Source organism: Acidovorax facilis, from assembly GCF_023913775.1.
GTDB classification, from domain to species: Bacteria; Pseudomonadota; Gammaproteobacteria; order Burkholderiales; family Burkholderiaceae_C; genus Acidovorax; species Acidovorax facilis.
On the sequence record NZ_JAMXAX010000058.1, the window covers coordinates 1 to 20,941 of the forward strand.

The window sequence follows — 20,941 nt, forward strand, 5'->3', positions numbered from 1 at the left end:
CGAGCTTGAGTGCCGTGGGCTCGTAGCCCTTGAACTGCAGCCAGGCCTGCGCCTGGTCGCGCGAGCGCACGGTGGCGGGCTCCATGGCCATCGCCAGGGTCTCCAGCGCCCACTGGTTGGACTGCTGGTATTTGCGGCCCCACGCGTAGCTGACCATGCTGTAGGGTGGGTGCTGCAGCGTCTTGGTACGGCCCTTGTCCAGCAGCACGGCCAGCAGTCGCTGCTGCACCTCGGGCGTGGGCACAGCGTAGACGGCTTCGTAGCGCCACAGGTCGTCCAGGAAGAATTCCCCCAGGCCCTGGCGGTACAGGTGCCCCACGGCCGTGCCACATTCGTTGAGCTTGTGGGCCACGCGCCAGGGGCCTTCAGCCGTCTTGTAGGCCCAGCCCATGTGCGAATAGCGCAGGCCGTATTTGCTCAGGTCCTGCCCCGCACGGGCCAGCGCCACCACCTGTGCGCCCGACCTGGCGTGCTCGGCATCGAGCGCGGCCGAGGTCTGCTCGGCCAGCTTCATGCCCCGCTCGATCACCTGCGGCGGCACGGGCTTGCGCGATTCGCACGAGCGGCCCGCCTGGGCTGGGGTGGCGGCCAACAGCGCCGCCCCGGCGAGGAACACCATGCCCACTACGGCAGGGACGCGCTGCACGGGGTCGCGACCAAGATTCAGGGCTTTCACCATCGTGCAGCTCCTCAAAGACGCTCGTTGTGCAAAAGCGCACGACCGATGGCGTTGGGCACAAAGGCAATCGCCTCGCCCGCTGCCGACAGGATCACGCCCGTGCCGATCACGCTGCAGGTGACCACCGTGCCCACCGCGTAGGCTGAGCCCGCAACGCCGCGCCCCACCACCTCCACACTCACCTGGGCACCGTCCGAGGCACGCTCCAGCAGGTACACCGTGCCCACGGCCGAGGCCTCCACCGCCTTCACGGACAGCACCGCGCCGCCCACCGACAACGCTGCAGGCACTGCCACCACTGCGCCCGCAGCAGCGGAAGCCACAGACGCCGTGCCCACCACCGAGGCCACCGGCAACAGCGACAGCGCGGCAGAGGCCTCGCTCTGGGCGCGTGCGGGGGTGGTGGCCATCACGGCACACACCATACCGGCCGCGAGCAGAGCGCGAGACAGGCGGGCAGAGCCCCACGAAGAAAAAACAGCATTCATCATCATTCACTCCTCAAAATGCGGCCCCACCGCGCACCTGGGGTGCCGGAGAAACCGGGTCGAAAGACCAGAAAGAAAAATCACCCGAACAGGCGGCGGATTGCCGCCTGCGCACATTCGATGCGATCAGTTCGCGCTACTGCCGTTGGCTGCCGCCTGGGCGGCTTCGCGGCGGCCTTGCAGGCGGGCGTCCATCAGATCAGCCTCGTGGCGATCGCGCAGCATCTTGGCCAGCGTGAAGGCGGTGGTGATGAGGTAAAGCCAGCTCACGCCCAGAAAGGCCTTGTAGGTCACATTGATGTCCATGCTCATCAGGCCCCAACCCGTGAGGCCCATGGCCACCGCAAAGCCGCCCCACACCACCAGCTTCCACATAGGGGTGTCGCCACCGCCACGGCGCGAAGCGCTTTCGTTGTCCCGCACAAACTTGGCCAACACAAACGCGGCCGAGAGGCAGAACACGTAGCCCATCACCATGAAGGCCTGCTCCAGTTGCTCGCCAGGCAGCCATGCCAGGCCCACGGCACACAGGAAAACCGCGATGCCGAACGAGACCCACACCTGCAACTGCCAGGCCTTGGTGTCACGCTGAACAACGATGGGAGAAGAAGACATTGCAGTGGTGCCCCGGGGGGCGTTGGTTGAACACGGAGCGAATGGTGCCCAGACGTAACTTGCGTGTCTGCATTGAACCGTAACAGTGGCTACCCGCAGGCTATCCGGTATCGTTTTGCGGTACTTTTTCTCGAAAAAATAGCCGAAGTCCGTTGTTCTCGCCCTACGCAGCCCCTGCAACGCACCTGCGCGACAGAGCCTGCAGGCCCCGCCAAAGACAATGGCAGACACCCCGGCGTGGCAGCCCCTGATCGCTGCGCGTGCTTGCTTTTTTGATGGACGGAGACCCACACCATGACCAAACCCTTTGACCTCGTCGTCCACGGCGCCACCGGCTTCACCGGCCGCCTGGTGGTCGAATACCTGCTCCAGCGCTACCCCGCTGGCAGCGGCCTGCGCTGGGCCATGGGGGGCCGCAACGCCGACAAACTCGCCGCCGTGCGCGACGAAGTGGGCGCACCGGCCGACACTCCGCTGGTCGTGACCGACACCAGCAACCCCGCCAGCCTGCAAGCGCTGATGGATTCCACGCGCCTGGTGCTGACCACCGTGGGCCCCTACCAACTCTATGGCAACGAACTGGTGGCCGCCTGCGCGAAGGCTGGTGTGGACTATGTGGACCTGTGCGGCGAGCCCGCCTGGATGCGCCAGATGATCGACGCGCACGAAGCTGCGGCCAAGGCCAGCGGCGCGCGCATCGTGTTCTCGTGTGGGTTCGACTCGATCCCGTTTGACCTGGGCGTGTTCCTGCTGCAAAAGGAATTTGCCCAGCGCTTCGGCCACCCCGCCCCGCGCGTGCGTGGCCGGGTGCGCAAGATGAAGGGCACCTTCTCTGGGGGCACGGCCGCCAGCCTCAAGGCCACCATGGCCGCGGCTGCCACCAACCCTGCGGTGCTGGATTTGCTGAAGAACCCGTTCTCTCTCACGCCCGGGTTTGAAGGGCCGCGCCAGCCAACCGGCCACAAACCCATGGTGGACGAGGCGCTGGGCGATGGAGTCTGGGTGGCCCCGTTTGTAATGGCCGCCATCAACACGCGCAATGTGCACCGCTCCAACTTCCTGCTGCAGCACGCCTACGGTACCGACTTTGTCTACGACGAAATGCTCATCACCGGCCCTGGCGAAAAGGGCGAGGCCATCGCCAACGCGGTGGCGGGCGACAAGTCGCTGGGCTCGGACAAAGGCCCCAAGCCCGGCGAAGGCCCTTCGCGCGAAGAACGTGAGAACGGGTTCTACGACGTGCTGTTCCTGGGTACCGACGATGCAGGCAACACCTTGCGCGTGGGCGTGAAGGGCGACCGTGATCCGGGCTACGGCTCCACCTCCAAGATGATCACCGAAGCCGCAGTGTGCCTGCTGCAGGACGCCAAAGACACGGCTGGCGGCATCTGGACCACGGCCCCAGCCCTGGGCGACAAGCTGATTGCGCGGCTCCAGGCGAACGCAGGTTTGAGCTTTGCGGTCGAGACGGCCTGAGCACACAGCATTTCACCGATCGCAGGCGCTCCACGCAGCACGACGTACTGGCAACAAACGCGCGCATTTGCGAGGTCATCGACGCGCCACGGAGCGATACAAAAATCTCAGCGCCGCCCACCAGACCGGCGCTGAGATATCAAAACCACCCCATGACGCGCCACCTCACCCCCTGAAACGCCCGAGTGTCTGATCCAGAGCCTCCGCTTGGCCACGCAGGCTCGCCGCCGATGCCGCGGCCTCTTCCACCAGCGCCGCGTTCTGGCGAATGCCTTCGTCGACATCGTGGATCACAACGTGCACCTGGCCAATGCTGGTCGCTTGCACTTCGGTCGAACGGGAAATATCGGCAACCACCCCGGCAACCTGCTCGCTCGCACTGACCATGTGCCGGATGCTGCTGTCCACCTGTGTTGCCTGCAAGGCGCCTGTTTCCACCGTTTGCAGGTTGAGATGGATCAAATCGCGAATCTCTCGGGCGGCAGTGGATGAGCGCTGCGCAAGCGTGCGAACTTCTGAGGCCACTACGGCAAAGCCCCTTCCCTGCTCGCCCGCCCGCGCTGCCTCGACGGCCGCATTGAGCGCAAGAATATTGGTTTGAAATGCAATGCCGTCGATGACCGAAACGATGTCAGACATCTGTTGCGACGAGCGCAGGATGGCCTCGATGGTCTCGGTGAATCGGCGCACTTTTTCAGCGCTGTCCGACGCCATGCCTGCGGCGTCATGGGCCTGCCGCTGCGCCTGACGAGCAAGTTCGGCATTGCTCGACACGCGTTGGGCTACATCCTCGATCGATTGGCTCACACTCTGAAGTGCCAGGGCCTGTCGCTCTGTGCGGATAGAAAGATCCATATTGCCCGCGGCAATTTCGCCTGCGGCACACAGCGTGGAGCCAGAGGCCAGCCGCACCTCCTGGATGGCCAGGCGCATGCGCAATGCCATACGGTCAAATGCACGCATCAGGGCACCCAATTCATTGGATGCATCAGAGTCGCACTGAACACCCAGGTCACCGTCCGCTACCAAATCTGCCACGCGCACCGCCGCCGTGAGCGGACGCGTGATACTTAAGTACAACAGCCAAGCCGCCACAACAGCAATGCTGCCCCCCCACCAAAACCAGGATGACGGTCATCACCCGATCTCGCTCGGCCTGCGCGGAGATGGAGGCAAAGGTGCTGTCCAGTATTTGCTTCTCTGCGGCAGCCAGCGCTTGCGCCACAGATTGCCTGCGCTGGGACAATGCATCCAACTTCTCGTCAAACAAGCTGTTGGCCTGATCTGTTTGCAACGCGGTGGCCAGCGCGATCACTTCGTCTTTGACCGGAGCAGCCTGCAGGACCAACTCGCTCAATTCTTGAACCAGCGGCTGAGACCTCGCACCATTACCGGACTGCGCAAGCTGACTCAGTGCCTTGGTCACCCGCTCAGCAGCCTCCCGCGCACCCTGCGCTTCGTCGGCAATACGCCGGCCGTCCATCTGCACGGACATGCGCCGAAGGTGAAGCTCCTCGTCCTTCAGGGCGTTCTGTATGTCCAACGAGAACGCATGGTGGGCCATGGCCTGCGCTGCCTCGCCACGGACGATCTGAAGCGTCTTTCCCGCGTTGACAAACCCCATCAGACTTTGCGCCATCAACACCAGCAGGGCGACACCAAAGCCGACCACGAGCTGCTGCGCCACACTGAGATGCCGAAGTAGTTTCATCCGAGTTCCATCCAGGTCAGAGCATCCATGGGGCCGTCATTTCACGCCGCTCGCGCGCCTGCAGCGCTATCGACCGGTGGCAAAGAAGCCAGCACACGCGCTACCAGCGCCTGAACAGACTCGTCATCCACAAAGCCTGCCGCCTGTGCAGATGCGGCATGCACGGCCGGCTGCCGCCCAAACAGTGCTTCCGTGCGAGCGTCTGGCGCATAGCGCAGACAAGTGGTGATATCTCGTCCGGTTCGTTGGGCGACCGCCTTCACCACAGCATCTACGGACGCCTGTAGCACCGGCAGCTGCCAGCAGCGCGAGGCGGGCATGGCACTGGCTGGCAAACTGGCACCCAGCAGCAGGTTGTCCAGGCACCGCTCCAAAGACATCCACCAGGCCGTGGCCTGCGGTGACACGGGACACACATAAGGTCGCCCCGCAGACAGTGCGTGAAAGATCTGACTCATGAAGGCGGAGCCATGCCCACTCTCGGAAACCGGTCTGGCCACAACGCCAGGCAACCGGAGGCTGCAGGCATCCAGCTCTCCACGGCGGCTGTAGTCGGCCAGCAGCAACTCGGTGGCCCACTTGTGGGTGCCATAGCTCAAAGTGGGCTGGGGAGGATGGTCCTCCGTCATGGGGTCCGGGCCGACTTCGCCATACACCGCAACCGAGCTTGCAAACACCAACCGAGGCGCGCTGGCGATCTTCTCCCGCACCGGGCCAGCCAACCCCTCCAGCAGGGCCACGGCGTCGAGCAAATTGGCCTGCACGCCCAGTGCAGGCTCGCGCTCTGCCAATGCCCCGGACACGCTCGCCAGGTGGAACACACAGTCCGGCGGATCGTTGTGCAAGGCCTGCAAAAGGGCTGGATCGGCAAAGCTGCCCACATGCCAGCGCACACCGGGCGCCTGGGCGCCGGTGGGGGCCGTGCGGTCCACAAGTGTGAGGCGCAAAGCCTTTGCCCCCCCCAAACCCTGGGGCTGCGCGTGAAGACGCTGCACCAGGGCCGCACCCACAAAGCCCCCAGCGCCTGTGACGACGGTGTGCATCAGCGCACCTCGGTACTAGGCGCCACCACGCGCTGATGCACCACGCCAAAAGGCCCATCACGGCCATCGGGCCAACGCGCCTGCATGCGCACGCTATCCCCGTAATGCATGAACGGCGTCTTGGCCGCACCTTTGTCCAGGATCTCGATCACGCGCCGCTCGGCCAGGCAGGCAGAGCCTGCATCGCGCGCCTGGTTGGACACCGTGCCCGAACCGATGATGGTGCCGGCCGTGAGCCGCCGTGTGCGAGCCGCGTGGGCAATGAGCTGGCCGAAACTGAAATTCATTTCTCCGCCATGGGGGTGGCCAAACCACTTGCCGTTGGAGTCCACATGCAATCGCAGATGCACCCGCCCACCCTGCCAAGCGTCGCCCAATTCATCCGGCGTCACGGCCAAAGGGGCAAAGCTGGTAGACGGCTTGGCTTGCAGGAAGCCAAAGCCCGTCTTCATTTCGTGCGGGCCCAGCGCGCGCAGGCTCCAGTCGTTGATCTGGACGACCAAGCGCACGCAGTTCAATGCCGCTTCGGCCTTCACGCCCATGGGCACGGGGCCACAGACGACGCCGAACTCGCCTTCGAAATCGATGCCGTCGGCCTCACTGGGCAAGGGCACATCGTCGCAAGGGCCCAGAAAATCGTCGCTAGCGCCCTGGTACATCACGGGGATGGTGTCAAAGTGCGGGATGGGCGGCGTGTTGAACGCCCGCTCCATCAAGCGGCCATGGTTGAGGAACGCCGATGCATCGAGCCACTGCGGGCTGCGCGGCAAGGGAGCGCTGCATGCGGCGGGATCGAACGCAAAGATGCCGGTGGCAGTGCCAGCCTCCAGCGCAGCAGCGCGCTCGCGCAGGACGGGCTCCACAGCATCCCAGTTCTGCACAGCGGCCAGCAAGCTGGCCGCTATCGGAGCGGCATCGACGGCCCGCAGGCCGTTGGAAGAAACCAGTACCAGGCGGCCGTCCAGGCTGCCGTCTTTCAAAGTTGCAAATCGCATCGCCAGTCCCATCAGGAAGAATCAGGAAGAAGGTGTTTCAAGACGCAGCCCCGCCGCCCGGATGACGCGGGCATAACGGTCTGTCTCTGCTGCCAGAAATGCGCCAAATTCGCGCGCGCTTTGGGTGGGTGTATCAGCACTGCCCAGCAAGGCCAGTTTTTCGCGCAGCTCTGGCAGGGCCAGGATGCGAACGCATTCCGCGTTGAGCCGGCCCACAAGGTCGGCCGGCATGGCAGCAGGCGCCAACAAGCCAAACCAGCCTGTCACCTGAAAGCCCGTCAGGCCCAGCGTCTCGGCCACCGTGGGCAGATCGGCGGGCAAGGCAGGCGAGCGCTGTGCGCCGGTCTGCGCCAGCAGGCGGACGCGCCCGTCCTTGACCATCGGGGCCGCGGCCAGGGCGCTGTTGAACATCAGATTGACTTGCCCAGCCGCCAGGTCGTTGAGGGCAGGCGCAGCGCCTTTGTAAGGCACATGCAGCAGCTGCACTCCGGCCTGCTGCGCCAGCATCTCGCCCGCCAGGTGCAGCACGTTGCCGATACCGGCCGATGCGTAGCTGACCTGCCCGGGCTGCCGCCGGGCCAGTGCGATCAGGTCCGACAAGCTGCGCACCGGCAGGGCCGCAGGCACGGCAATCACCATCGGCCCGGGGCTGGCCACCAGGGCCACAGGGGCAAAGTCGCGCTGGCTGTCGTAAAGCAGCCGGGGGTAAAGGCTGGCGTTGATCGCATGGGCTGCGCTGATCCACAACAGGGAGTGCCCGTCTGTGCTTCGCGCTACAGCCTCCGAGGCAATGATGCCGTTGGCCCCTGCACGCGACTCCACTACCACTGGGCTGCCCAGGGCCTGGCCCAGCTTGTCGGCCAGCAGGCGTGCCACCAGGTCAGAGCTGCCTCCGGCTGCGAACGGCAGGACGATGCGCAACGGCCGTGTGGGCCAGGTGGCAGCCCACGTGCTCGGCGGGAACGCCAAGGCACTCACCACCAGGGTTCTTCGGTTCAACATGCGGTGCATGGTTTCAACTCCCATCGCTGATGGTGGTGCCGCCATCGACCACCAGGTTGTGTCCGGTCACAAAGGCCCCGGCGGGGCTGGCCAGCATGGCGACCACGCCGGCCACTTCCTCGGGTTCTCCTGCGCGCCGCAGCGGGGTGGCCTGGATGCGCCTGACCATGAAGGCTTCATCTGCCATGAGCTGCTCGGCCAGCGGCGTGCGGATGAGGCCGGGTGACACGGCGTTGACCCGCACACCGGAAGGTCCCCACTCCACAGCCAGGTTGCGCGCCAGCTGGGCCAGGGCCGCCTTGGTCAGACCGTACAGGCCAATCGAACGGTTGCCGCGCAGGCCTGCAATGCTGGAGATGAGCACGGCACTGCCACCGCCCCGTGCCGCCATGCCGGGCAGCACCAGCGCACACAGCCGCGCTGCGGCCCGCAGGTTGATGTCAAACACCTGATGCCAGTCGGCGTCGCTGGCATCGGCCAGCGGGCCGGCGGGCCCCTGGATACCGGCGTTGCACACGAGGATGTCCAGCGGTCCGGCGCGCTCCACCAGCGCGGCGATCGCTGTGGGCACCGCCATATCGGCCGCAACACCGATGGCATTCGGCAACGATGCAGCCACCTGCTCGCAGGCGAGTGCATCGCGGTCGGAGACCACCACGCGGGCGCCCTCGTCGGCCAGGGTGCGCGCAATCGCCAGGCCCAGGCCCTGGGTGGCACCGGTGACGAGCGCGGTGCGGCCATGCAGGTCAAAGAGGCTCATTCGACCTTGATCCCGGCCTGGCGAATGGCCAAACCCCACCGCTGCGATTCGCCCTGGATGAATTCGCCGAACGCAGCCGGTGCGAGTGGTGCAGGCTCCAGGCCCAGCGGCCTGTAACGGCCCAGCACCTCGGGCGACTCCAGCGCGGCCACGACGGCCTTGTGAAGCATTTCGACCACCGGTGCAGGCGTGCCCGCGCGCACCATCACACCGTTCCAGCCCGGAATATCGAGGTCCGCATGCCCGGCCTCGGTCAGGGTGGGCACCTGGAGGAGCACTTGCAGGCGCTGCTCGCTGCCAACGCTGACCAGCGCGCGCAGCTTGCCTTCGCGCACCAGCGGCAGGCTCGAAGCCACCACATCGCACATGAAGTCCAGGCGCCCGGCCATCAGATCCTGCAGCGCGGGCGCTGCGCCCTGGTAGGGCACATGGGTCATGCGCGAGCGCGTCTTGATGCGCAGCTGCTCGGTCCACACATGGGGCTGGCTGCCCTGCCCGTAGGAGCCATAGTTGAGCCCATCTCCTGCAGCGGCCGCGCGCAGCAGGTCGGCCAGCGTCTGAAACGGGCTGCCCGCAGGCACGACCACGACCAGCGGCGACTTGAACAAGCGCGTCAGGGGCGCGAAGTCCTTGAGGGGGCTGAAGCTCAGTTTGGCGTACAGCGCCGGGTACATGGCCAGCGGGCCGATGTCGGCGTACAACAAGGTACGGCCATCAGCAGGCTGCTGCTTGACGTATTGGGCCGCCAGTTGCGCGGCACCGCCAGGCTTGTTCTCCACGACCACGGCTTGCTGCATGCGCTCTCCCAGCTTCTGCACCAGCAGGCGCGACATCGCGTCGCCAAAGCCCCCGGCCGGGTAAGGTACCACCCAGCTCAACGGGCGCGCGGGGTACGGAGCCTGCGCCCACGCCCAGGGCGTCAACGCCACAGACGCTGCAGCGCCCAACCATTGACGGCGCGTGCTCATGGTTGTTGCTCCTTCGCAGGCGCGGCCAGAGAGGTGTCAAACCGCCCATCGACCAGCACAAACAGCATGCGGCACGGCGCGCCCGAACGGTTGGCCCATGCGTGGTTGGTACCCCGCTGCACCACCACGCTGCCGGGGCGCAGTGGCACTTCGCCTTCGTCCAGCACCAGCGTCAGTTCGCCTTCAATCACCACGCCGTAGTCCACCGATTCGGTACGGTGCATCAGCGGGTGGGGGGAGTCGGTTTTCACCGTGGAGGCGGCCGCATCGCCAATCTGGCTGAAGGCGTCATGCATGCGCTCGGCACCCCGTGCGAGGAACTCGGGCGTATCGGGCGGAATGTCCACGAACCGGATGCGCGTGCCACCCTGCGGGGGCGGCAGCACCAGCGGACCGAGCGTAGGGTCCGGGCCGTTGTCCACGACGGCGGGCGATTGCAATGTGCTCCAGACCTCATGGAACACCGTACCGGGAATGGCCGCAATCTCGACCACGGTGGGCAGCGGCCCCGCGCTGGTAACCACGGCACGGCCTTCGGCGTTGTGGCCCGTGACCACGCGGTGGATGGATGGAAAACCCATGAACGGACTCCTCAGTCTTCAAAAATGGCGACCGCGCGCGTCCAGCCTGCCGAGGCGCCGCGGATCTTGTGAGGAAAGCAGCTGATCGTGAACCCCGTGGGCGGCAGCGCCTCCAGGTTGTGCAGCTTTTCGAGGTGGCAGTAGCCGATATCGCGGCCTGCCTTGTGGCCCTCCCAGATCAGGGCCTTGTTGCCCGTCTCGGCCACGCGCTGGGCGGTGTACGAAAACGGCGCATCCCAGCTCCAGGCGTCGGTGCCTGTGAGGCGCACACCACGCTCCAGCAGGTACATGGTGGCCTCGTAGCCCATGCCACAACCAGCGCCCAGGTAGTCCTTATGCCCGTAGCGTGAACCCGAGCGGGTGTTGACCACCACGATGTCGAGCGGCTGCAGCGTGTGGCCTATGCGGGCCAGCTCAGCCTCTACATCGGCCGAAGTGGCCACATAGCCATCGGGCAGGTGGCGGAAGTCCAGCTTCACACCCGGCTGAAAGCACCACTCCAGCGGCACCTCGTCGATGGTGATGGAGGGGCGGGCACCGCCGTTCTTTGCATCCTGCGTGGAGTGGAAGTGCCACGGCGCATCAAGGTGGGTGCCGTTGTGCGTGGTCAGCGTCACCCATTCGGCAGCCGCTGCTTCGCCGTCGGGGTAGTCCTCGGGCTGGGTGCCCGGGATCATGGCCATGAACTCGGGCAGCGTGTCGGCGTGCTTCTGGTACGTGATCTTGGGCGCCAAGGGAGGCGGGTCGGACAGGACATCGTTTTCCAGGTAGATGGAAAGGTCCACAAAGCGGCGTTGGGGTTTGGTCATGGCAGTGGGTATACAGCTCACTCGGGCACCACACCCACGGTGCGGGCGAGGGCCTGGTGAATCTGGATTTCGGATTGGTAGAACTTGTCGAGGGCGGCCAGCGACAGCGGCTCCTGGGGCTCGGTGCCATTGGCACGCAGAAAGCTCTGGACCTCGGTGTCGCGCAGGGCCACACCGAAGGCCTGGTGCAGGCGATGCACCGCCGCATCGGGGGTATGACGCGCCACCAGCAGCGCGCCCCAGGCGGTGTATTCAAAGCCTTTGAGTGCTGCAGACTGCTGGCTAAGCGGTGCGACGTGCGGCAGCAGCGAAGGCGCCTTGGCGGCGGTGCTGCCGAAGGCACGCAGCTTGCCCGTCTCCAGCATGCTCAGCGCTGCGCCCCCCAGTGGCACAAAGGACAGATCGATCTGATTGCCCATGAGGTCCTGCACGACCGGTGGCACGCCCCGGTAAGGCACATGCACCAGCGGCACGCCACACAGGCGCCCCCACTGGGTCCCCATGAGGTGGATCATCGAGCCTTGCCCGATGTGCCCGAAGGTCAGCGGCTTGCCAGCGGCAGCCGCTTGCCGCGCCATGTCCACCAACTGCGCATGGGTGGTGGCGGGCATGTCGGCACGGCCCGCCAGCACATAGCTGGTCCGCCCCAGCGTGCCGACGGCGCGCATCTGCTCGGGCTTGTACCGGGCGCTGGCCAGTGACAAGGGGGTGAGGATGGGCTCGGTCTGCGAGACCACCACCACCGTCGCACCATCGGCAGGCGCGTTCAGCATGCGCTGCACACCGATGGAGCCACCGGCACCCGGCAGGTTCTCGATGACGATGGTCTGGCCCAGCTCCCGTTGCATCAGCGTCTGGAGCTTGCGTGCGAACACATCGCTGGGGTTGCCAGCGGGCTGGGGCACGATGAAGGTGATGTGCCGGCCCGACTGTGCATAGACCCATGGCGCAGCCAAGCCCGCTGCAGCCGCCACCAGGCAGGTGCGTCGGCTGAGCCGGGGCTGCGTCTGCACAAAGGGAACAAGGCGGCTCATGCCATGCCTTTCACTGCAGCGGCAGTACCCGGAGCACGGTGAATGCGTGCAAATGCATAGACCGCCAATGCGTCAATCACCAGGGCCGCCCCACCCAGGCTGCCATAGCCCCAGGTCTTGACCAGGGTGCCGCCGAGGATGGGTCCAATGGCCGCGCCGAACATGAGCATGGCGGGGGTGGCGGCCAAGGCACGGCCGCTGGGGTCCAGCCGCGCCAGCACGCCAAAGGCAAAGGTGTGCGTGAAGATCATCACGGCCGCAAACACGGCGGCGGCTGCGGCATAGGGAGCAAACACGGGCGAGTTCATGATCACCACCACCAGCAAGGCCTGGAGCGCAGGTCCCGACAGCAGAACGCTGCGGGCAGCCCAGCGCTTTTCCAGCACAGCGGCCAACGCTGCGGGAAAGAGGTTGACGACGCCCAGGGCAATCAGCACGCCGGTGACGGCCTGAAGTCCGTAGCCCCGGTCACTGCCCACGCGCTCCAGAAAGCTGAAGGTCATGGACTGCACCAGCCCGAGCGCCGCGATGCCCAGCACGCCCCACCAGACCGCAGCGGGCAGAGGCGCAGCCGGAGCCCGCGAAGTGGCCGCGCCGCCTCCGCTGTCGGCCTCGGGAAACGCCAGAGCCGCCACCACCGCGCCAACTGCCATGACGCCGGCAAAGACCTGGAACAACACGGGTCCACCCAGCTTGGCCACCAGCACGGGGGTGCCCCCCAGGAACGCGATGGCAAATACCCCCAGTGCCATGCCCACCAGGGCGAACATGCGGTGGGGGTTGAGGCTGCGGGCAATGGTGCCATGGGTAACGCTCAGGGCCGTGCCCGCAGCAATACCTGCCCCCGCATGCAGCAGCGCCAACAAGGCGAACTGGGTGGTGGTGGACGCCACGGCAAACGCCAAGGCCGCGCCGGCAAAGCCGCAGGTCGCCACGGCGCGCCCGCGCAACAACTGAAAGAACGGCGCCAACACCAGGCTGGCGGCCACCGCTCCAGCCAAAAACAGCGTAGCCAGCAAGCCGGCCTGCTGCGGGTCGAAGCGGTACACCGATATCAGCGTGCCCACCCAGACGGGCAAGGCCACCAGATCCACCATGCCTGCGCAGTGCCCCACCATCAGGGCCACCCGGCCCCGCAGCGATTGGGTTGTGATCATGCTCACCTCGCCTCAGATGGGTTGGGACAACGCCATGAGGGACTCGCGCATGATGCGCGAATGCTCCTCCTTGTCGCCGCCTTCGATCTCGATCTCACCCAGCCGGGCGGAGTTTTCAACCACCATGCGGCAGCGCTCCCAGCGGCGGGCTTCAAAGGCTGACAATGCGGTCGGTACATCGCCCGCCTGCGCCAGTTCATCGGCCAGCACCAAGGCGTCCTCGATGCCGATACAGGCCCCGGACGCGAGATGCGGCGTGGTAGCGTGTACCGTGTCACCAATCAGCACCACCCGGCCGCGCGACCAGGGGCGTGGCATGAGCAGACCTTCGAGCGGGCGAAAAACGATCTGTGAATCCGGTCCGATCTGGCTGCGGATGGACTGCAGCGTGGGCGCAGAAAACGCATCGAGCAATGCGCGCAATCGGTCTGCAAAGGTGGCCGGATCGACATGGTCGTTGGTCGGGCGCGGCTCAGTGACGAAGAGGTACATCTCGGTCTTCGAGACAGGGTTCACGCCGGGTTTGATCTTCAGGCCCATCCACATCGTGGCGGTCTCGATCTCTGGCAGCCTGGGCAGGACGGCGCGCCATACGGCCTGGCCGCTGTAGCGCGGCTGGGGGGCGTTTTCAAACACGGTCTCACGCACCTTGGAGTACAGGCCGTCGGCACCGATCACCAGGTCATAGTGCTGGCGCTGGCCATCGGTGAAAGTGACCTGCACGCCGTCGGCCTCTTGCTCGATGGCAGAAAAGGTGCAGCCGAGGCGGACGTTGGTGCCCGCCGCACGGGTGGCCTCCGCCAGGATGCGGGCCAGTACCGGGCGCATGATGGCGCCGCCGCCTGGAACATCGGCCCCCGCAATGCGGGGCGTGGGCAAGGTGGCCACCTGAGGGCCGTGGGGCAGGTGCAGGTTCACGCCGTCCGAGGCGTTGCCCTGCGCCAGAAACGCTTCGAGAATTCCCAGGCGCCGAAACGCCCGCAGCGTGGCGCCCCCCAGGCTGATGCCCGCACCGTAGCTGCGCCAGCCGGGGTCGATCTCTACGAGGTCCACCTGCGCACCCAGCTTGCGCAGTTCGATGGCGGCTGCCATGCCGGAAAAGCCCCCGCCGATGATCAAAATCCGTTGGTGAGAAAGGCTCATGGGTTTGTCTCCTTGTGATTGGTATGGGCGATGTGGATCTCGCCGTTCGCTTGTACTGTCAATGGCACGGGCGCCAAGGCGTCGCCCAGGCACGGGCCCAAGGTACACAGCCCATTGGTGATGTCAAACAGCGCGCCGTGGGCCGCGCAGACGATGCGATCACCTGCTGCATTCAGGTACTTGTCCTTGCGCCATGCCATGGGGGTGTCCAGGTGGGGGCACAGATCGGCATAGGCGTACAGCCGCTCGCCCTGGCGCACGATGAGCACCGTGTCCTGCCCACGGCCTGCGGGGTCAAAGCCCCGCGACTCACCGTCGGGCAGATCGTTCCAGTGGCAGAGCTTCATGGTCGGCTCTCAGTGCGGTGCACCAGCAGGCGGCGGGCCCGAAGGCGCCCACTTCTCGCGGTGTTGAAAGAGGAAGAGCTGCGAAGCATCGGCACTCATCGGCACTTCGCGCGCGGCCCAGGTGTCATCATGCTGGTCCATGTCGGCGTCGTACTCCACATGGCAACCCAGGGGCGAGTTGAAGTACCAGAACCAGTTGCTGCCAAACTTGTGGCGCCCCGGCCCCCAGAAGCTCTGGTAGCCCTTTTCGACAAAGCGGGTGCCGGCCAGCAACACATCGGTGGGGCCACCCATGTGGAAGGTGAAGTGCTCGCAGCCCTTCATGAACGGCGGCGTCTGGATCATGAACAGCGTGTGGTGGTCTTGCGTGCCCGCAGGGCGCAAGAACGGTCCCACACCCGTGAAGCGATCGGTGCACACAAAGCCCAGCCGGGCATAGAACGACTCGGCCTTGGCCGCGTCGGGCACGAAATACACCACATGCGACAGCGAACGAGGCCGCGCCGCCATGTCGGGCGACAGGCCCAGGGCGTTGGGCCCACGCTGCGGGACGGCACCGGGCGCGTTCACGGCCTCGGCAGGCAATGCCAGCGGCTTGCGCACCGTGACCTGGAAAGCGAGGGCAAAGCCCAAGTCATCGGTGGTGCGCAGCACGCCGCCCTGGCGTACTACGTCGCGGTCGCGCGCCAGCTCGGCTTCGATGGCGTCGAGCGTGGCCGCATCTGCGACCCCGTAGACCGTTTCGCGAAGCATGCTGGCAGTGCCCAGCGCGGGTGGCAGGGAGGGATCGTCTTGGGAGCGGATCTCCACCCATGTGCCGTCCAGCGCCTCAAAGCGCCCGCCAGCAGCGGTGACGCCCACGGGAGTGAGGCCGTAGTCGGTGAGGTACTGGGCGCAGGCAGCGACGTCGTCCACGCCAAAAACGAGCGCGTCGGGTCCAATGATGTTCATCTGTTGATCCTTGGTTGTGTGGGTTGTCAGGGCAGGTGCGAGGCTCTCAGGCGGTATGACCACCCAGGGTCTCGGCCACCCAGTCGGCGATGTAGTGGCCGGCATTGATGCTGTTGTCAAAGCTGGCGTGCTGTGATCCACCCTCGCGGTCGGTGAACACCTTGAGTTCGCGCTGGGGGCTGTTGACCAGCTGCTCGTAGGTGCGGTGCGCCCACTTGAGCGGGATCTGCGAGTCGCGCTCGCCGTGCGTCACCAGGAACGGCACCTTGATCTTCTCGACCACACCGTCCAGGTGCACGTTTTCCGCGATGCGCATGAAGTCGTCCACATCCTTAGCGCCCCAGACCCAGCACACGTGGGCCCAGTAGTGCGGCACGGGGAAGTCGCCCTCTTTCTCCAACCGGCGCTTCTGCACATCGCGCCAGTCGTGGTTGGCGCCCCAGGCCACGCCGCAGGCAAAACGCGGCTCCATGGCCACGGCGCGCGGGCAGTAGTAGCCGCCCAGCGAAACGCCTTCGCAGCCGATGCGTTTCGGGTCCACGGCGGGGTGCTGCTCCAGCCAGTCGACCACGCGGCTGGCCCAGTGTTCGGCGTCGAAGCGCGCGGTCAGTCCCTGCAGGCGCAGCGCCTCGCCGGTACCCGGCTGGTCCACCACCAGGGAGGACACGCCGCGCTTGGCGAGCCACACCGGCAGACCCACGAGGTGTTTCATCTCCTTGCTTGAATCCAGGCCGTTGAGCTGCACGCACAGGGGTGCTCGTTCGCCGGGCTTCAGGCCGTTGGCGGGGTAGTACAGGGCCGAGAGGTGTTTGCCTTCGTAGGGAATCTCCACGCGCTGGACCGGGTCGCCCATGAGGCGCGAGCCCTGGAGGAACAGCGCCAGCGCGCGTTGGTAAATCGCCAGGCGACCGGGCGCGTTGTGCGCCTGCAGGCGCTCGGCGGTGATCAGGTAGCTGGACGCGCGACGGTATTTTTCGCCAGCGGACAACAAACGACCTTTGGCTTCGTCCTCTTCAGCCAGGCCGCAGAGCCGGTCGGCCATGCTCACCCAGGTCTCTCGGAAGGCCGCCGTGCCGGCGGCATCGGGCGCCTTGGCGGCCTCTTGCAGGGGAGCGCACATTTGCTCGATCTCGCCGATGCGCGCACCCATCTCGATGGCGAGATTGACGGAGAGGTTCCAGACGTAGTTGGTGGGGAAGTACTTGAACATGGTGTAACTCAGGGTTTGACGGAAGGGCGTGCGGCGCGCGGGCCGATGCCCAGCGTGCCAAAAAAGACGGCCGTGGGCGCGTCGGAAAAGTCAGGGACAAAGCGGAAGGACTGGATCCGCCCATCGGTCACACGGAGCACATCGCGGCCCACGATGCGTTCCACACCGGCACGGCGATACAGCTCGCTGCGCACCTCCAGCAGCGCAGACACCCGATCCCCATCCACCTCGGTGCTCAGCACAGACAAGCGGGCCTGCGGTCGAACCACCGTGGCGTCGATGTAGTGCGCCAGGCAGGTGGGGTTGTCCATGGCCGGAGTGCAGCCGGGAAAGTCCGATCGCTCCACCTCCGGCGCGATGAGCGCGCGCACGGCGGCCATGTCACCCGCGTGCACTGCGGCGATATAGCGATCAAGCACTTCGGCCGGTTGGGGGCGTGGCTGGGCCTGTGCGCTGACGCATGCCAGCAACAGACCGGCAGCAACGCACATCGTGTGGGTCGTGGTCATGGTTCGTCCTCGTTGTCAGTCAATGAGCGCCCTGCGGCACCCCGTGCACACCGCGCCCAGTCGCGCGGACGTTGGCGATGGGCGTCGCAGGCTTCAGTAAAAAGTGGGCCAGTGCGGGCAACAACACCAGCGCCCCCAGCATGTTCCAGAGGAACATGAACGCCAGCAGCAAGCCCATGTCGGCCTGGAACTTGATCGGGCTCGCCACCCAGGTGATCACGCCCACGGCCAGCGTGACGCCTGTCAGCATCACCACCTTGCCGGTGAACAGCAGCGCGCGGTAGTACGCCTCCGACAGGCTCTTGCCCTCGCGCAGTTGCGACAGCGTGATGGACAGGATGTAGAGCGCGTAGTCCACGCCGATGCCCACGCCCAGCGCAATCACCGGCAGTGTGGCGACCTTCACGCCCATGCCCAGCGCCACCATCAACGCCTCGGCCAGGAAGGACGTGACCACCAGCGGCAGCACGGCCACCACCACGGCCTTCCACGAGCGGAAGGTCACAAAACACAGCACGACCACCGCCCCGTACACCATGAGCAGCATGGTTCGCCACGCGTCCTTGACCACGATGTTGGTGGCCGCCTCAATGCCCGCAGACCCGGCGGCCAGCAGAAACTGGGTGTCTGCCGTGTTGTTGCGCTGGGCAAAGGCCTCGATGTGGCCCACGACGCGCGCCAGGGTGTCGGCCTTGTGGTCGCGCAGATAGACGTACACCGTCAACAACCCACAGGCATCGTTGTAGAGCCCACGGGGTGCGCTGGCCGTCACGGTGTTGAGCATGTCCTGGTTGGGCAAGAACTCGTACCACCGTGGGTTGCCTTCGTTGAGGCCCGACAGCACCCGGCGGTTGAGCAGAGAGAGCGAGTTGGTGCTCTCCACGCCGTTGATCTGGCGCAGCTCCCATTCGAGCGCATCGACCTTGTTCAGCGCATCGAAGTGGGAGCACTGGCCCTCAGGCGTCTTGACCATCACCGCCAGCACGTCACTGCCCGCGCCGTAGGCTGCGTTCATGAATCCCACATCGCGGTTGTAGCGGCTGTCTGCGCGCAACTCGGGCGCCCCCGGGTCCAGGTCGCCAATCTTGAGCTGCGTGCTGACAAGAAAGCCCCCCGCCCCCATGACCAGCCCGGCGGCCACGGCCACCGTGGCCCAGGGCCGCTGGGTGAAGCGGTCGAGCAGAGCCCACAGCGGGTGTTTGGCTGAGCCCGCCGCATCGGCCTGTTCGGCGCGCAGGCTGCGCTCGGCAGCCACCGCACTGACGCCGGTGTAGCTCAACAAAATGGGCAACAGGATCAGGTTGGTGAAGATCAGCACCGCCACGCCAATCGACGCGGCAATCGCCAGTTCGCGGATGACCTGGATGTCGATGACCAGCAGCACGGCAAACCCAACTGCGTCTGCCAGCAGGGCCGTCAAGCCCGCCAGGAACAGGCGCCGGAATGTGAAGCGCGCAGCCACCAGCTTGTCCACGCCCCGTCCCACGTCCTGCATGATGCCGTTCATCTTTTGCGCACCATGGCTCATGCCGATGGCAAACACCAGAAACGGCACCAGGATGGAATACGGGTCGAGTGCATACCCCAGCAAAGGCAGCAGGCCCAGCTGCCACACCACGGCCACCAGCGACGCCAGCACCACCAGCAGCGTGGAACGGATGCAGCGCGTGTACCAGAACACCATGGCCGTGGCGATGGCTACCGCCATGGCAAAGAACACCAGCACGGCCCGCACGCCATCAATCAGGTCGCCCACGATCTTGGCAAAGCCAGTGATGTGGATAGCCACGCCTTCGGCCTCGTACTTGCCGCGCAGCGTCTCCAGCTGCCGCGACAGCAGGGCGTAGTCGAGCGACTGGCCCTGAGCATCCTTGGCCAGCAGGGGCACAAAGATCACGGTCGATGCGGCATCGCGCGCTACCGTCTGGCCGATCTCTCCGGAGCGCGCCACGTTCGCCGCGAGTTGCTGCAGCTTGGCTGACGATCCATCAAAACCATCGGGAATGACCGGCCCACCTTCCAGGCCGTCTTCGGTGACACCCACCCAGCGCGTGGTGGGGGTCCACAGCGACTTCATCCGCGCACGGTCCACACCCGGCAGCAAGAAGACCTCATCGGACAGGCGGCGCAAGGTGTCCAGGTACTGCGCGTCATAGATGTTGCCCTGGGGGCGGGCAACGGCCACGCGCACCGCATTGCCCAGGCCACTGAGTTCCGACTGGTAGGCCAGAAAATTCTGGATGTAGGGGTGGCTCGTGGGAATAGTCTTTTCAAAGCTGGCATTGAGCTGAAGCCGCGTGGCCTGCCAACCCAGCAGGGCTGTGACCAGGGCGCACAGCAACACGACTACGGCTCGGTGGTTGAACAGCGCGCGCTCGATCAACGAGCCCGAGCGGGTATCGAAGGAGGGCGCGCTCATGGCCGTGCCTTCTGTGCCACCACGGGCACCACACCGGCCACGCCCAGTGCGAGCAAGGGGCCCTCGCGCTGCGGCAGCAGCGCGGACGGCACGGGTACGGGTGCCGCGTTCAGGGGCACCAGTGCCTCGCCCTGCTGGCGCAGCACTGCGCCCGCCTGTGTGGCAAACCACAGTCCGCCATTGCCGTCGTCGGCCACGGCGGTGATCGCGCTCTGCGTGGGCGATGCCAGCTGCGACCAGGTGTTGCCCACGTCGTCCGAGCGCCAGGCGTTGCCCCGCAGGCCCGCTAGGACCACACGCCCGTTGGCGTTCAGATCGCCCGCAAACCAGCTGCCCTTGTAAGGCGATGGCAAAGCCTCAAACGTAATGCCGCCATCGCTGGAGCGGGCGAGCAGCCCCTGCTCTCCCGCCAGCAGCAGGGTATTGCCCTGGCGCCGCGCCACATACCAGTGCAGGGCCTTGGGATTGGGCAACCTGCCCATCCAGGGCGCCCAGGTCTGTCCGCCATCGGCTGTGTAGAAGGCCAAGCCATAGGCGCCCACCGCCAGCATGCGCTGGGCGTCCCACACCACCACATCCATGAAAGGCTTGTCTGGGCCATCGGCCACCAAGCGCTCTGCGTCCTGCAGCGCCTGGGGCGTGGTAGCGGCCGCCTTGGCCAGCGCGGCCAGGCGCCGGCCGTCCAGCCGCAGCGCCCAGCTGGCGCCGGCATCGGACGTAGTCAGCACCGTGCCGCCATGGCCCACGGCCACACCGTGGCGCTCGTCCGCAAAACGTACCATCGTCAGGCTCACACTGACCGGGCAGGCCGCCTGTCGCCAGGTCGCGCCCCGGTCGTCGGACAGCGCGACCACTCCGCGCTCGCCCACCGCCACCAGCCGCTGCCCTGCAGCGGCAGCTGCCAGCAGCACGGCGCGCTGAGGCGCCTTCACGCTCAGTGCAGGGCGCTGGAGTGCTTCCCCCACCTGTGCGAAGGCACAGCCCGCCCCCGCCGCAGCGATGGCTGCAGCTACATAGATCGCAATATGCATGGTTCCGTCCCGC

Annotated in this window: 22 protein-coding genes; 1 reads left to right on the plus strand and 21 read right to left on the minus strand. The window is 66.1% G+C overall.

Translation table 11 applies throughout. From position 1 onward, the window contains the following. The 3 genes from NFX52_RS16370 to NFX52_RS16380 all read right to left on the minus strand — a co-directional run. Positions 1 to 619: DUF2145 domain-containing protein (locus NFX52_RS16370; protein ID WP_252635738.1), on the minus strand; the 619-nt coding region annotated here is incomplete at its 3' end. A 71-nt stretch (positions 620 to 690) separates the two neighbouring features. Further along, positions 691 to 1,173: a hypothetical protein gene (locus tag NFX52_RS16375; RefSeq protein ID WP_055401954.1), complete on the minus strand. Its 483-nt coding sequence runs from the start codon at positions 1,171 to 1,173 to the stop codon at positions 691 to 693. A gap of 120 nt (positions 1,174 to 1,293) precedes the next feature. After that, the gene (locus NFX52_RS16380; RefSeq protein ID WP_055401956.1) at positions 1,294 to 1,782 is read right to left on the minus strand and encodes a YiaA/YiaB family inner membrane protein; all 489 of its coding nucleotides are present in this window, start codon (positions 1,780 to 1,782) and stop codon (positions 1,294 to 1,296) included. Positions 1,783 to 2,076: 294 nt separating this feature from the next. On the opposite strand from NFX52_RS16380, the gene NFX52_RS16385 reads away from it, so the two are divergent. After that, positions 2,077 to 3,258 carry a saccharopine dehydrogenase family protein gene (locus NFX52_RS16385; protein ID WP_055401958.1) on the plus strand — a complete coding sequence of 394 codons (1,182 nt, stop codon included), beginning with the start codon at positions 2,077 to 2,079 and terminating at the stop codon, positions 3,256 to 3,258. Between the two features lie 165 nt (positions 3,259 to 3,423). On the opposite strand, the gene NFX52_RS16390 is transcribed toward NFX52_RS16385, so the two are convergent. The 18 genes from NFX52_RS16390 to NFX52_RS16475 are packed head-to-tail and all read right to left on the minus strand — an operon-like array spanning position 3,424 to position 20,928. Further along, positions 3,424 to 4,221 (minus strand): methyl-accepting chemotaxis protein, encoded by a 798-nt coding sequence (locus NFX52_RS16390; RefSeq protein ID WP_252635733.1) that lies wholly within the window; start codon positions 4,219 to 4,221, stop codon positions 3,424 to 3,426. A 49-nt stretch (positions 4,222 to 4,270) separates the two neighbouring features. Continuing rightward, positions 4,271 to 4,969: an MCP four helix bundle domain-containing protein gene (locus NFX52_RS16395; protein ID WP_252635734.1), complete on the minus strand. Its 699-nt coding sequence runs from the start codon at positions 4,967 to 4,969 to the stop codon at positions 4,271 to 4,273. A gap of 41 nt (positions 4,970 to 5,010) precedes the next feature. Further along, positions 5,011 to 6,012: an NAD-dependent epimerase/dehydratase family protein gene (locus tag NFX52_RS16400; protein ID WP_055401962.1), complete on the minus strand. Its 1,002-nt coding sequence runs from the start codon at positions 6,010 to 6,012 to the stop codon at positions 5,011 to 5,013. Further along, positions 6,012 to 7,007, minus strand: coding sequence for a fumarylacetoacetate hydrolase family protein (locus NFX52_RS16405; protein ID WP_252635735.1), 996 nt, complete (start codon positions 7,005 to 7,007; stop codon positions 6,012 to 6,014). Before NFX52_RS16405 ends, NFX52_RS16400 begins: the two co-directional genes overlap by 1 nt. A 21-nt stretch (positions 7,008 to 7,028) precedes the next feature. Then, positions 7,029 to 8,018 (minus strand): tripartite tricarboxylate transporter substrate binding protein, encoded by a 990-nt coding sequence (locus NFX52_RS16410; protein ID WP_055401964.1) that lies wholly within the window; start codon positions 8,016 to 8,018, stop codon positions 7,029 to 7,031. A gap of 4 nt (positions 8,019 to 8,022) precedes the next feature. After that, positions 8,023 to 8,769, minus strand: a complete 747-nt coding sequence (locus NFX52_RS16415; protein ID WP_055401966.1) for an SDR family NAD(P)-dependent oxidoreductase — start codon at positions 8,767 to 8,769, stop codon at positions 8,023 to 8,025. Then, on the minus strand, positions 8,766 to 9,737 hold the full coding sequence (locus NFX52_RS16420; protein ID WP_055401968.1) for a Bug family tripartite tricarboxylate transporter substrate binding protein: 972 nt from the start codon (positions 9,735 to 9,737) through the stop codon (positions 8,766 to 8,768). Before NFX52_RS16420 ends, NFX52_RS16415 begins: the two co-directional genes overlap by 4 nt. Next, positions 9,734 to 10,318, minus strand: coding sequence for a cupin domain-containing protein (locus tag NFX52_RS16425; protein WP_055401969.1), 585 nt, complete (start codon positions 10,316 to 10,318; stop codon positions 9,734 to 9,736). Before NFX52_RS16425 ends, NFX52_RS16420 begins: the two co-directional genes overlap by 4 nt. Before the next feature lie 11 nt (positions 10,319 to 10,329). After that, a complete protein-coding gene (locus tag NFX52_RS16430) occupies positions 10,330 to 11,127 on the minus strand; it encodes a cyclase family protein (RefSeq protein WP_055401972.1) in 798 nt (265 codons plus the stop codon). Between the two features lie 17 nt (positions 11,128 to 11,144). Next, positions 11,145 to 12,161: a tripartite tricarboxylate transporter substrate binding protein gene (locus NFX52_RS16435; RefSeq protein WP_082437636.1), complete on the minus strand. Its 1,017-nt coding sequence runs from the start codon at positions 12,159 to 12,161 to the stop codon at positions 11,145 to 11,147. After that, positions 12,158 to 13,318 carry an MFS transporter gene (locus NFX52_RS16440; RefSeq protein ID WP_156358860.1) on the minus strand — a complete coding sequence of 387 codons (1,161 nt, stop codon included), beginning with the start codon at positions 13,316 to 13,318 and terminating at the stop codon, positions 12,158 to 12,160. The genes NFX52_RS16435 and NFX52_RS16440 overlap by 4 nt, the downstream gene beginning before the upstream one ends. 12 nt (positions 13,319 to 13,330) lie before the next feature. Next, complete coding sequence (locus NFX52_RS16445) at positions 13,331 to 14,524, minus strand: FAD-dependent oxidoreductase (RefSeq protein WP_353848487.1); 1,194 nt, start codon at positions 14,522 to 14,524, stop codon at positions 13,331 to 13,333. Next, entirely contained in the window at positions 14,458 to 14,808 is a 351-nt protein-coding gene (locus NFX52_RS16450; RefSeq protein WP_055401976.1) for a Rieske (2Fe-2S) protein, read from the minus strand. The genes NFX52_RS16445 and NFX52_RS16450 overlap by 67 nt, the downstream gene beginning before the upstream one ends. A gap of 9 nt (positions 14,809 to 14,817) precedes the next feature. Continuing rightward, a complete protein-coding gene (locus NFX52_RS16455) occupies positions 14,818 to 15,759 on the minus strand; it encodes a VOC family protein (RefSeq protein ID WP_055401977.1) in 942 nt (313 codons plus the stop codon). Positions 15,760 to 15,805: 46 nt separating this feature from the next. Next, entirely contained in the window at positions 15,806 to 16,969 is a 1,164-nt protein-coding gene (locus NFX52_RS16460; RefSeq protein WP_055401979.1) for an alpha/beta hydrolase family protein, read from the minus strand. Positions 16,970 to 16,977: 8 nt separating this feature from the next. Then, a complete protein-coding gene (locus NFX52_RS16465) occupies positions 16,978 to 17,478 on the minus strand; it encodes a nuclear transport factor 2 family protein (RefSeq protein WP_055401981.1) in 501 nt (166 codons plus the stop codon). 19 nt (positions 17,479 to 17,497) lie between these two features. Then, a complete protein-coding gene (locus NFX52_RS16470) occupies positions 17,498 to 19,897 on the minus strand; it encodes an efflux RND transporter permease subunit (RefSeq protein ID WP_055401983.1) in 2,400 nt (799 codons plus the stop codon). After that, positions 19,894 to 20,928, minus strand: a complete 1,035-nt coding sequence (locus NFX52_RS16475; RefSeq protein WP_055401985.1) for a WD40/YVTN/BNR-like repeat-containing protein — start codon at positions 20,926 to 20,928, stop codon at positions 19,894 to 19,896. The genes NFX52_RS16470 and NFX52_RS16475 overlap by 4 nt, the downstream gene beginning before the upstream one ends. Positions 20,929 to 20,941 lie beyond the last annotated feature (13 nt).